This is a genomic window from Romboutsia sp. BSD2780061687b_171204_C1, assembly GCF_015560225.1.
Classification (GTDB): Bacteria; Bacillota; Clostridia; order Peptostreptococcales; family Peptostreptococcaceae; genus Romboutsia_C; species Romboutsia_C hominis.
In genome coordinates this window covers 38878-50483 of record NZ_JADMRK010000011.1, presented here as the reverse complement: position 1 = coordinate 50483, position 11606 = coordinate 38878, and the positions used below count along the sequence as shown (strand labels likewise).

The window sequence follows — 11606 nt, the reverse complement described above, 5'->3', positions numbered from 1 at the left end:
GACCTAGACTCTCAAACAATAGCAGAGTTCAATAAATTTGAGCCTGATAGCGTTGATACAACTGATAGAACAGATACCTTAGTAAAACAAATAAAAGATATAAATAAGCCACTTATAGTTACAACAATTCAAAAGATGGCTAATGCTATAAAGAATGATAAATATGCTAAAATAATGGACCAATATAGAGAAGAGAAAGTAGTATTTATAATAGATGAGTGCCATAGATCTCAATTTGGAGACATGCATAAGGCAATAAATAAACACTTTATAAATGCTCAATACTTTGGATTTACTGGTACACCAAGATTCTTTGAAAATAGAAGCCAAGAAGGTAGAGTGACAGCAGATTTATTTGAGAAATGCTTACATACATATTTAATAAAAGATGCTATAAGTGATGGAAACGTACTTGGATTTTCAGTTGAATACATAAAAACATTTGATGGTGGATTTGATGAAGAAGATGATGAAAAAGTAAAAGCAATAGATAAAGAAGAAGTATTTATGTGTGATGAAAGAATAAACTTAGTTGTAAATCACATTTTAGATATTCATAGTGCTAAGACTAAAAATAAGCAATATACAGCAATATTTACGGTTCAAAGTATAGATATGCTTGTAAAGTACTATGATGCATTTAAAGCTATAAACCATGACTTAAAAATAGCTGGAATATTTAGCTTTGGAGCTAATGAAGAAAGTGAAGGAAAAGAAGAACACTCAAGAGATTCTTTAGAGCGAATGATTACAGACTACAATAAAATGTTTGACTGCAATTATTCAACAGATACATTCCAAAGTTATTTCTCAGATGTATCTAAAAAAGTAAAGTCGGCAAAAATAGATATACTAATAGTTGTAAATATGTTCTTAACTGGGTTTGACAGTAAAACATTAAATACTTTATACGTTGATAAAAACTTAAAGTACCATGACTTAGTACAGGCATATTCAAGAACTAATAGAGTTGAAAAAGCTACTAAACCATATGGAAATATAGTTTGCTATAGAAACTTAAAGAAAAGAACTGATGAAGCATTATGCTTATTCTCACAAACTGATAATACTGATGTTGTATTAATGGAAAGTTATGAGTATTACTTGGATTTATGGCATAAGGAGCTTAAGAAATTAAAAGATTTAACACCAGAACCAAGTGACGTAGATAGTCTTCAAAGTGAAGAAGATAAAAAGAAATTTATATTAGCATTTAGAGACTTAACAAAGGTCCTAACAAAGCTAAATACATTTACAGAGTTTGAATTTGAAGAAGAAAAACTAGGAATGGATGAACAAAGCTACCAAGACTATAAAAGTAAGTACTTTACAATATATGAAAGTGTAAAAAGACAAGAAGATGAAAAGACTTCAATACTAGCAGATATAGACTTTGGAATAGAGCTTATGCATAGTGATAAAATCAATGTAAGCTATATAATGAATTTAATAAGAGATATAGATCTATCGGATCAAGAGAAAAAGGCTCGTGATATTAAAAATGTAATAACAGAGCTTGATAGAGCAGATAATGAAGAGTTAAGACTTAAAGTTGATTTACTAAAAGAATTTTTAAATAAAGTAGTACCAGAGCTCGGAACTGATGCAGATATAGATACTGCTTATGAAGAATTTGAAGAAGTAAAAAGAGAAGAAGAAGTAGATACCTTTGCAAATGAAATAGGGTTAAACAGATATAAGATAAAAGGTTATATTTCAGAGTATGAGTATTCTGGAATAATAGAAAAAAATAAAATACATTCAGATGTAAAGGATGACTTGAAACTTAAACTTTTAAAAGCTAGAGAGGCTACAAAACGAGTTAAAGATTTCATATATGACCATGTAAGAAAATTCGCATAAAGTTGTTATTTAAAAAAATAGCAGAAAAATCCCTTGACCTTTTCTGCTATTTTTATTATGCTTAAATTAGAAAATATACTCTGCTATTTATATAAATAACAGAAAAGGAGGTGTTATATTGAAGTTAGAAAAGTTAGGGAAAGTAAATCATGGATTAACCACATCTAGAATTACAGCTAAACCAGATGAACTGCAAGAAGAAATACCTTTATTTACAATACAAGATTTAAATATAGAAATGGGAAGTTATGATTTAAAATCAGAAGGAAAAACTGTATCAGTAAGTAAAGAAACTTTTGATAAAAGTTTATTATCAAAAGAAAACGTAGTTGTTGTAGGGCTTACAGTACATAAAGCTTATGTAATAGAAAAGCACCATGAAGGAAAAATAATACCTTCAAACTTTGCTTATATGCACTTAGATGAATCTAAAATAGACCCAAATTATTTTACTTGGTATTTTAATGAGCATCCAAATATAAAAAGACAACTACAAATAGCAACACAAGGATCTATGGGAATAATGGCTTTATCAGTACAGATGCTTAGAGAGTTGGAAATAGAGTTACCTAGTATTGAAACACAAAGAAAATTAGGTAAAATCTATGAGCTAAGAAGAAAAAAAGAAAAAGCATTATATGAAAAAAGTATTTTAGAAAAAGATTTTTATAAACAATTAATGATTAATAAATTAAAGGAGGCAATGCCATGCAAGTAAGTGAAAAACAACAAGAACAACAAAGAGAATTACATACAAGATTATGGGCTATAGCAAATGATTTAAGAGGAAATATGGAAGCCAATGAATTTAAAAATTATATCCTTGGATTAATATTCTATAGATACCTTAGTGAAAAAGTTGAAAATAGAGCTAAGGACTTATTATCAGAAGATGATATAAGCTATCGTGATGCTTGGGAGGATGAAGAATATAGAGAAGCATTACAAGAAGAGTTATTAGAGCAATTAGGATACTTTATAGAGCCAGAATTCTTATTCTCAACATTACTTCAAGCAATAGAAGATGGAAAGTTTGATATAGAAATGCTTCAAGGAGCAATAAATGATATAACTGAATCTACATTAGGAGCAGATAGCCAAGAAGACTTTGACCATTTATTTGACGATATGGACTTAGGTTCTACAAAGTTAGGAAGAGACGTAAAAAGTCGTTCAAAACTTATAGCTAAAGTAATGGCGAACATAGCAGAAATAGACTTTGCACATGAAGATTCTGAAATAGATGTACTTGGGGATGCTTATGAATATTTAATATCTCAATTCGCTGCGAATGCAGGTAAAAAAGCAGGAGAGTTCTATACTCCACAACAAGTTAGTAAGATTTTAGCAAAGATTGTAACAGTTGGAAAAACTGACTTAAAGGATGTTTATGACCCAACTTGTGGTTCAGGTTCTCTTCTACTTCGTGTAGCAAAAGAAGCAAAAGTTAGAAAGTTCTACGGACAAGAGCTTACATCAACAACTTACAACCTAGCTCGTATGAATATGTTACTTCATGATGTGGATTATACAAACTTTGATATAAAGAATGATGATACATTAGAGCATCCAGAGCATGAAGGGATGAAGTTTGAAGCCATAGTTGCAAACCCTCCATACTCGGCTAAATGGAGTGCAGATCCTAAGTTTTTAGATGATGAAAGATTTAGTGCTTATGGTAAATTAGCTCCAAAGTCAAAAGCAGACTTTGCATTTGTTCAACATATGATTCATCATTTAGATGATAAAGGAACAATGGCAGTTGTACTTCCTCATGGTGTACTTTTCAGAGGTGCAGCAGAAGGAGTGATAAGAAAGTATCTAATAGAGGAAAGAAACGTATTAGATGCAGTTATAGGGCTTCCTGCTAACATATTCTTTGGTACAAGTATACCTACAGTTATATTAGTATTTAAGAAGTGTAGAGAGAATGGAGATAATATATTATTTATAGATGCTTCTAATGAGTTTGAAAAAGGAAAGAATCAAAATAATTTAACAGATGCTCAGGTTGATAAGATAGTTGATACTTATGTGAAAAGAGAAACTATTGATAAGTACAGTTATGTAGCAACTATGGATGAGATAAAAGAAAATGATTACAACTTAAATATACCAAGATACGTTGATACTTTTGAGGAAGAAGAGCCAATAGATATACAAGCTGTTAGTGAAAGAATTAAAAGTATTGATAAAGAGATAGCTAGTATTGATGATGAGTTAGCAGTTTACTTAAAAGAGCTTGGATTATAAGGGGAGGTGGATGATATGAATAAGACACCGAAGCTTAGATTTAAAGAGTTTAGTGAAGGTTTAGAGCATCATAAGTTTAAAGACCTAGTTTTACTTCAAAGAGGAAGTTCTCCTAGGCCTATAAATCAGTATGTTACGAATTCAGATGATGGAGTAAACTGGATAAAAATTGGAGATGTTTCAAAAGACTCAACTGTAATATATGAAACTAAAGAAAAAATAACACCTGAAGGTGCAAAGAAATCAAGATTTGTAGATGTCGGAGATTTAATTTTATCTAATTCAATGAGTTTTGGAAGGCCTTATATTATGGCTATTGAAGGATATATTCATGATGGATGGTTTGTTTTAAAAAACTATAATAAAAACTTTAATAGGGACTATCTATGCCAACTATTAACTTCACCAGCTATTCAGAAACAATATAAAAGATTAGCTGCAGGAGGAGTTGTTGATAATATAAGTAGTGAATTAGTTAATTCTGTAGAAATAAATCTACCTTCAAAAGAAGAACAAGAAAAAATAGCTTCTTTCTTTTCTTTAATTGATGATAAGATTTCTCTTCAAGGTGAGAAGGTTGAGGCTCTTAAAGATTATAAGAAGGGTATGATGCAAAAGATTTTTAGCAGGGAGTTAAGGTTTAAGGATGATGATGGTAGAGATTATCCTGAGTGGGAAGAGAAGAAGCTTGGAGAATGCATTGATATTATAACAGACTATGTTGCAGCAGGAAGTTTTGCAACTATAAGGGAAAATGTACAATATAAGAATGATAAGGATTATGCCCAGCTAATTAGAACTGTTGATTTGAAAAGTAAGTTTAAAAATAGTAATAATTTTGTTTATGTAGATAAAAATGCATTTGAATTTTTATATAGAGTAAATTTAAATAAAGAAAGTATCATACTACCTAATGTTGGAAATATAGGGGAAGTTTATTTTGTAAAACCAGAAAACTTACCAAATGAGAATAATGTTTTAGCTCCGAACAGCATCCTTTTAAGGAGTTCTAAAAATTCTAATTTATTTTTATATCAATTGTTTAGTACTAAAGGGTTTAGAGATAGCTTAGATATAATAACATCGAAGAGCGGTCAACCTAAATTTAATAAAACTGAATTAAAGGAAATTAGATTAAATATGCCTACAGAACAAGAGCAAATAAAAATAGCTAAATTCCTGAACAATATTGATTTTAAAATAGCTAAAGAGCAAGAGAAGTTAGATTCTTTAAATGAATATAAAAAAGGATTATTACAACAGATATTTGTATAAAAGATTAATAATCACCTAGATAACTAAATTATGTAGGTGATTATTATTGAAAAAATATAAGGAGAATTATTTATGGGGGATTTTTCACCACTTTCACAATGGATTAAAGGAAGGTCTACTTTACCTATATTTTCAACTATAGATAAAATTGAACCGCTCTTTGAATATGGAAGTTTCTTAAGTCTAGATAAACATTATTATTTGCATGAAATAGATAGAGCTTCAGCTCAAAGTTTATCGATATCATGGTTTAATACCAAAAATTATATAGAAGAAGCTATGGAGATAGTAGATGGAGATTTTGATACAAGTTTAGATAAAGAAGAGTCAGAATGGATTCAACAAGAACTCGGAAAGCCACCAAGACATTGCTATCCAATATACATAGTAACAGTAGGTAGAGGTGAGTTAGAAAGAGTTGTATATATTGGAAAAACATCTTCTAGAAAAAATAGATTTTCAGGTGGACATAAAGTAGCTATAAAGCTACATGATCCAAAATATGAAGGATTAGATAAGAATATTTATTTCTGTTGTGTAGTTTTTTTAACACCTGATAAAGAGTATCTACCGTTAGAATGGATACAACCAAAAGAAAAGGCATTAGAATTATTAGATAGTGTAGAATCTCAGCTAATATATTTATTTTCTCCAGAGTTAAATATTCAAAAGAAAAATAAAAATTTTTCTAAGTATGATATGAATTTTCATATACAGAACTTTAGTGACCATTCTAATTTTTTACATGATACGCATGTATAAGAATGTATATAATATCATTTAAGATAGGGGAGTATCAAATATGAAATTGTGTAAATTAACAATCAGAAACTTTAGAGGCTTAAAAGGGGAACAAAATATAATAAACTTTGAAGACTCAAATATAATATTTTTAATAGGGCAGAATGATATAGGAAAATCAACATTTTTAAGAGCATATGAGTTCTTTGTAAATTCAAAGCAAAAGGCGGAAAAGTCTGATTTCTATAATTATGATGAGAGTAATAATATCGAAATTATAGGAGAGTTTTTGAAGGAAGATTTTGATGAACAAAATGAAGAATTTTCATCAAAAGAGCCAGATTGGATTGATAAGTGGGTAAATCCAGAGACAAATCGAATTATTATAAAAAAGGTATGGGATAAGGCAGATAAGACTTTTACAAAGTATACATACAATCCTAGTGATGATGTGAAAGATTTCGTAAAAAATGGATTTGGAGGTTTAGACAGTTTATTTACTAAATATGCACCAGAGCCAATATTTATTAATGCACTAGAAACTACAGAGTCATTTGAAAAGAAAGTTAATGAGATAATCGAAAAGGATTATTTAAAAAAGATAGAGGATAGATTTGGAGCTGAATACAAAGAAGCTTTTGATAAAATAACAGAGTTACAAAGAAAGATAACGGGATCAGATGATGTATTAGATTATAATGAAAAAATTAGTAAAAGATTTAATAATATATTTCCAGAGCTCACATTAAAAATAGAACAGAAGGATGAAGAAGGTATAGATGTTATAAAAGCATTTAAAGGTAATCACTCTGTAAATGTTATAAAGGAAGGTATAGAAAGAAGAGAAAATATAAATCAGCATGGACATGGTATTATAAGACAAGCTTTATTCAACTTTATAGCATTTTTAAAGAATGACACAAGTTCTAATAGAAAGCAGTATTTAATTTTATTTGAAGAGCCGGAGTTATTTATGCATCCTAAAGCTTCTAGGTCTTTAAGAAAAGAGTTATATGATTTAGTTGAAGACAGCCCCTTCCAAATACTATGTGCTACACATTCTCCAATAATGGTGGATATATCAAAGCCACACTCATCATTAGTAAGAGTAGTTAAAGATGAGAATGAATATACAAAAACTTATCAAGTAGGTCATAATATATTCCAGTCTGAAGAAAACAAAGATTATGTACAAATGATAAATAGATTTAATCCATATGTATGTGAGGTATTTTACTCAGATGAAGTTATTTTAGTTGAAGGAGATACAGAAGCTATTGTATTTAGGCATATAATTGACAAGTATTATAGTGATAGAGATATATATGTATTAAATACAGGTTCTAAAAATAATATGATCTTCTATCAAAAAATACTAACACACTTTAGTATAAAGCATCATGTAGTGCATGATAGGGATGAGATGTTTAATAAAGCAGGAAATAGAAATTCTGCTTGGACATTAAATTTAAGAATCTGGGAGCAAGTAGTTGAGTCGAATCAAGTTGCATATGATGGCATATCAAGAAGGTATGTTCATGATAGTAATTTTGAAAGTGCACATCCTGCATATACATTAGATACTACAAAAGGTAAGCCATTAAGTGCTTATGAATATGCAAAAAACTTAACTATAGATGATGATGTTCAATGTATAAAAATTATTAAAGATATAATGGATAACCAAGAAATAGTACATGATATGGACTATGTAGAATCGTTAGTAGCAGCTACACAAGTAAACATATAGTTAAAATATAAAGTTAAAGATTGTATCATTGTTAAATGATTCAATCTTTTTTAATTCGACAAACTTTGATAAATAAATTAAAATAGTTCATATGAAAAATAAAAAATAACTAATGATATTTATAATTAATATATTGAAAATGCTTAAGTTTATGGTATTTATTAAATCTATATCGTAAAAAATAGTAAAGTATGATTAGTAAATCAATAGAAGATTATAGATAACTTATAATTATCTATAATCTTCTATTGATTTACTTTATTAATGGTGATATTATTTAGATAACAAATAATAATGGAAGGGATATGAATATGAGAAGAGCATGGATGTTTAGACCACTACCAAATAATATTGATAGAATGAAAGAGTTTAAATCAGATAACTTAATTGGAGCAGGCTGGGATGATATAGATAGTTTAGTAGGAAAAGATATAAATGATATTGGAGAAATGCTTAATAATACATATGAATATGAAAGTGCTAGATCAATGTCTAGTGATAAATCAACATTAGATATAATAGCAAATAGAATGAGCAGAGGAGATTATGTAGTTGTACCATATGGAGATATTGTTTATATAGGTGAAATAGCAACTGATTATAGGTATGATGAAACTAAAGCTACTGGTGAAGGGTATCCACATCAAAGAGGTGTAAAATGGATTGGAGAGCCAGTTTTAAGAAATGATTTAACATTGGATTTAAGAAGCTCTTTGAAGGTACCAAAAACATGTGCAGAACTAACACATAGATATAGAGATATTCAAATAGCACTTGGAGAAGTTGTAGAAGATAAATTAGACGAAAAAGAATTTATAACGGTTGAATATCCAATAAGGCCAGACGTAAATGTAAAAATAGAAATACCTAAGGATTTAAAAAAATCTGAATCATTAAGAGTTGGCGAGTTTATAAAAACTATATTCTTTGATGAAGTTTAATAATTAAAATAAACTTAAAATATTTTAAGTTATTTAATATTAAATTTATATAAAGAGGTGGAATAGATGGATTTATTAAGTAGAGCAATTGGAAGGTTAGAAACATTAGCAAGTAATCAGCAATTTATATTAGAAGATTTATTTACAAGTAAAGAATGGTCAAATTTACAAAGTTTAAATCAAACATATAGCTTAGGCAAAAACTTTAAGAAAGTTGTAGATTTAAATGTATTATCGGTAGAAGCACTTCCTGATAATGGCGGAACACAAAGATATAAAAAAATATAGTAAACTTAAAGTACACTCTAAATTTAAAGGTATGATATAATTAAGTTATCAAATTAAAAAATAAATAACAACGTAGGGGGGGATAAAATATGAATAGAAGAGGGACAGGAACAATATTTTGTTTAATATCAGCAATATTATTTTCAACAAAATATATAAGTGCAGCAATTTTTAGCTCGAATGTTTCTTCTTGGGGTTCAGAACTATTTTCAGATATGTTAAGTTATATAGGGAATACTCTTACAACACTAAGTATAGTTTCTTTAGTTGTAGGTATTGCATATCTAGTAGTAGCAGAAATATTAGAAGAAAAAATAAGAAATAGTAATAACTAACTTCATTTGATTTACAACTAAGAGAGTAATAATTTCACTCTCTTTTTATTAGCAAAAAGAGAGAAACATATTCTCCTATTTAATTAAATTCCATAATGAATTAACCACTTATCTTCTTTAATAGCATCAGATATTTTATTTATCAATATTTCAAGTTCTTCTGATTTACAATCTATGTTTTCTTCAATAACAATATTTAAAAATTGTTTAAGAGACCTTGGAGGTATTAAAGTTATTCCGTAATATACAAGATCTTTATATGGTCTATTTGTATTATGAGCAAATGTTTCGAGTGTTTTCATTTTATTTCCAAACTCCTTATGATATATTTCATCAATTAAGTCACCATCTACACAAATACAATTATATTTTTTAGGTTCATAACTATAATCTATATTTTCTTCAATACAATCAATTATTCCAAATTCATGTACATAAGCCATTAATACTTCCACTCCTAACAAAAGATGTACAATATCATACAATTATTTACTTAATTATAACACACAGTATTATGTTTACATTAAAACAGGGATTTTTTAGAACACTATAAAAATATTGATTATGTTATAATGAGATAGATAATGTTACAAATTAAGTATATAAAGGGAGTGAAATTGTGCCTATTACATATGAATTTTTCTTTCAAATCTTAAATATTATACTATGGATACTAATACCTATTGCTATATATGGATTTATTAAAAATCATATAAGAAATAGAAAATTAATAAAAAGTATAATATCTAACTTAGAGAAAAAAGTTAATGATTTAGAAAGTAGATAATTTTATAGCATTAGTAACTATAGGTATAATATGAAGTTTAAACCACTTATAGGAGAACATTATGGAGCAATATAATATCATTTAGTCTAATTGTAATTGAAGTTTGTTATATTGGTATAAAGTTTATAAAAAATATATTTAATCTTAAGCTAAAGTTTCATATTTCAAGTTAATATAATCAAAAGTTGTATATAAAAATAAATAGATATTTTCATGTACAACTTTCAAGGTGTCATAACTTTACAGTATTGACACCTTTTTTTTTATTCAGTAAAATCAACATATTAAAAGGTGTCATATATTAGTGTCATAAATACATCTTAAAATCAATAGTAAAGGAAGATTTTTTATGTTTTACGGTTATGTAAGAGTATCTACTAAAAATCAATTAGAAGGTTTTGGATTAGAAGCTCAAAAAAATGAAATTTTAGAAAAATATCCCGATACTAAAATTTTAGAAGAACAATTCACAGGGACAAAATTAGATAGACCTATTTTAAATGAATTACTAAATACTTTGAAAGAAAATGATACTTTAATTGTTACAAAGTTAGATAGACTAGCTAGAAATACAGTAGAAGGTATTCAGATTATAGAAGGACTATTTAAAAAAGGAGTAGCTGTTCATGTTTTAAATGTAGGTTTATTAGAAAATACTACAATGGGTAAGTTTTTCCTTACTACATTATTAGCTGTTGCAGAAATGGAACGAAATATAATAATAGAAAGAACTCAAAGTGGAAAAGAATTAGCAAAACAAGACCCTAACTTTGTAGAAGGTAGACCTAAAGTTTATAAAAGAAAACAAATAGATCATGCTTTATCTTTATTAGAAAATCATACATATAAACAAGTTACGGAACTTACAGGAATAAGTAAATCTACTTTGATAAGAGCAAAAAATAAAAAGAAGCTTTTAGATTCTAAAAAATCTTAAATTTAATATAAAATTTATTGTAATATAAATAAAGTGCCAATTTGGCACTTTGTTTATATTACAGGCGAATACTTCTAACTATTTCATATCTTCCTCCTTCTCGGTCTAAATCATCTATACCCAATTCTAAGTAATCAAATTTCTTTTTACGTCTTTCCGTAAATGCTTTCTGTCCTTCACCTAAATTTTCAAATTTGTATACCTCATATTCTTTACCATTCTTAACATATAAAATTATTTTTTTCATTTTTAAAATCCTCCTTAATTTAAACTTATTAGTATCAAGTTACTATGCCCCCCCTGTCGGGTTGTTTCTTGTTGCCATAAAGCTTTCATTTCCGAGTGCTTTGTCAATGTAACAAATAAAAAAATTTTATTGCTGCTAAACTTGTTTTAGCATCAATAAAAATTTTTTATTTTGGAATTGATAAAGTAA

Annotated in this window: 13 protein-coding genes; 11 read left to right on the top strand and 2 right to left on the bottom strand. The window is 27.9% G+C overall.

Going from position 1 to position 11606, the window contains the following annotated elements; translation table 11 throughout:
• From I2H23_RS13395 to I2H23_RS13355, 9 genes are all read left to right on the top strand, one after another.
• A partial coding sequence (locus I2H23_RS13395) for a type I restriction endonuclease subunit R, EcoR124 family (protein ID WP_195581778.1) occupies nucleotides 1-1863 on the top strand: 1863 nt, incomplete at its 5' end.
• 118 nt (nucleotides 1864-1981) lie between these two features.
• A complete protein-coding gene (locus I2H23_RS13390) occupies nucleotides 1982-2581 on the top strand; it encodes a hypothetical protein (protein WP_195581777.1) in 600 nt (199 codons plus the stop codon).
• Nucleotides 2572-4116 carry a type I restriction-modification system subunit M gene (locus tag I2H23_RS13385; RefSeq protein WP_195581776.1) on the top strand — a complete coding sequence of 515 codons (1545 nt, stop codon included), beginning with the start codon at nucleotides 2572-2574 and terminating at the stop codon, nucleotides 4114-4116. Before I2H23_RS13390 ends, I2H23_RS13385 begins: the two co-directional genes overlap by 10 nt.
• A gap of 15 nt (nucleotides 4117-4131) precedes the next feature.
• Nucleotides 4132-5391: a restriction endonuclease subunit S gene (locus I2H23_RS13380; RefSeq protein WP_195581775.1), complete on the top strand. Its 1260-nt coding sequence runs from the start codon at nucleotides 4132-4134 to the stop codon at nucleotides 5389-5391.
• Between the two features lie 72 nt (nucleotides 5392-5463).
• A complete protein-coding gene (locus I2H23_RS13375; protein WP_195581774.1) occupies nucleotides 5464-6153 on the top strand; it encodes a hypothetical protein in 690 nt (229 codons plus the stop codon).
• A gap of 40 nt (nucleotides 6154-6193) precedes the next feature.
• Nucleotides 6194-7882 carry an ATP-dependent nuclease gene (locus tag I2H23_RS13370; RefSeq protein WP_195581773.1) on the top strand — a complete coding sequence of 563 codons (1689 nt, stop codon included), beginning with the start codon at nucleotides 6194-6196 and terminating at the stop codon, nucleotides 7880-7882.
• 305 nt (nucleotides 7883-8187) lie between these two features.
• Complete coding sequence (locus I2H23_RS13365; protein WP_195581772.1) at nucleotides 8188-8823, top strand: hypothetical protein; 636 nt, start codon at nucleotides 8188-8190, stop codon at nucleotides 8821-8823.
• Between the two features lie 66 nt (nucleotides 8824-8889).
• A complete protein-coding gene (locus tag I2H23_RS13360) occupies nucleotides 8890-9111 on the top strand; it encodes a DUF1413 domain-containing protein (RefSeq protein WP_195581771.1) in 222 nt (73 codons plus the stop codon).
• A gap of 89 nt (nucleotides 9112-9200) precedes the next feature.
• A complete protein-coding gene (locus I2H23_RS13355) occupies nucleotides 9201-9446 on the top strand; it encodes a hypothetical protein (protein ID WP_195581770.1) in 246 nt (81 codons plus the stop codon).
• 83 nt (nucleotides 9447-9529) lie between these two features.
• Here I2H23_RS13355 and I2H23_RS13350 read toward each other — a convergent pair whose 3' ends face one another.
• Nucleotides 9530-9889, bottom strand: coding sequence for a hypothetical protein (locus I2H23_RS13350; RefSeq protein WP_195581769.1), 360 nt, complete (start codon nucleotides 9887-9889; stop codon nucleotides 9530-9532).
• A 176-nt stretch (nucleotides 9890-10065) separates the two neighbouring features.
• On the opposite strand from I2H23_RS13350, the gene I2H23_RS13345 reads away from it, so the two are divergent.
• Both I2H23_RS13345 and I2H23_RS13340 read left to right on the top strand, forming a co-directional pair.
• On the top strand, nucleotides 10066-10233 hold the full coding sequence (locus I2H23_RS13345) for a hypothetical protein (protein WP_195581768.1): 168 nt from the start codon (nucleotides 10066-10068) through the stop codon (nucleotides 10231-10233).
• A 349-nt stretch (nucleotides 10234-10582) separates the two neighbouring features.
• Nucleotides 10583-11170 (top strand): recombinase family protein, encoded by a 588-nt coding sequence (locus I2H23_RS13340; RefSeq protein WP_195581767.1) that lies wholly within the window; start codon nucleotides 10583-10585, stop codon nucleotides 11168-11170.
• A 58-nt stretch (nucleotides 11171-11228) separates the two neighbouring features.
• On the opposite strand, the gene I2H23_RS13335 is transcribed toward I2H23_RS13340, so the two are convergent.
• Nucleotides 11229-11417 carry a hypothetical protein gene (locus I2H23_RS13335; RefSeq protein WP_195581766.1) on the bottom strand — a complete coding sequence of 63 codons (189 nt, stop codon included), beginning with the start codon at nucleotides 11415-11417 and terminating at the stop codon, nucleotides 11229-11231.
• Nucleotides 11418-11606: the final 189 nt, after the last annotated feature.

Excerpts from the sequence above, each read along its gene's own strand:
- I2H23_RS13370 (WP_195581773.1), top strand. The coding sequence starts at position 6,194 with ATGAAATTGTGTAAATTAACAATCAGAAACTTTAGAGGCTTAAAAGGG.
- I2H23_RS13350 (WP_195581769.1), bottom strand. The coding sequence starts at position 9,889 with ATGGCTTATGTACATGAATTTGGAATAATTGATTGTATTGAAGAAAAT.
- I2H23_RS13365 (WP_195581772.1), top strand. The coding sequence starts at position 8,188 with ATGAATATGAGAAGAGCATGGATGTTTAGACCACTACCAAATAATATT.
- I2H23_RS13340 (WP_195581767.1), top strand. The coding sequence starts at position 10,583 with ATGTTTTACGGTTATGTAAGAGTATCTACTAAAAATCAATTAGAAGGT.
- I2H23_RS13380 (WP_195581775.1), top strand. The coding sequence starts at position 4,132 with ATGAATAAGACACCGAAGCTTAGATTTAAAGAGTTTAGTGAAGGTTTA.
- I2H23_RS13335 (WP_195581766.1), bottom strand. The coding sequence starts at position 11,417 with ATGAAAAAAATAATTTTATATGTTAAGAATGGTAAAGAATATGAGGTA.
- I2H23_RS13360 (WP_195581771.1), top strand. The coding sequence starts at position 8,890 with ATGGATTTATTAAGTAGAGCAATTGGAAGGTTAGAAACATTAGCAAGT.
- I2H23_RS13355 (WP_195581770.1), top strand. The coding sequence starts at position 9,201 with ATGAATAGAAGAGGGACAGGAACAATATTTTGTTTAATATCAGCAATA.
- I2H23_RS13375 (WP_195581774.1), top strand. The coding sequence starts at position 5,464 with ATGGGGGATTTTTCACCACTTTCACAATGGATTAAAGGAAGGTCTACT.
- I2H23_RS13385 (WP_195581776.1), top strand. The coding sequence starts at position 2,572 with ATGCAAGTAAGTGAAAAACAACAAGAACAACAAAGAGAATTACATACA.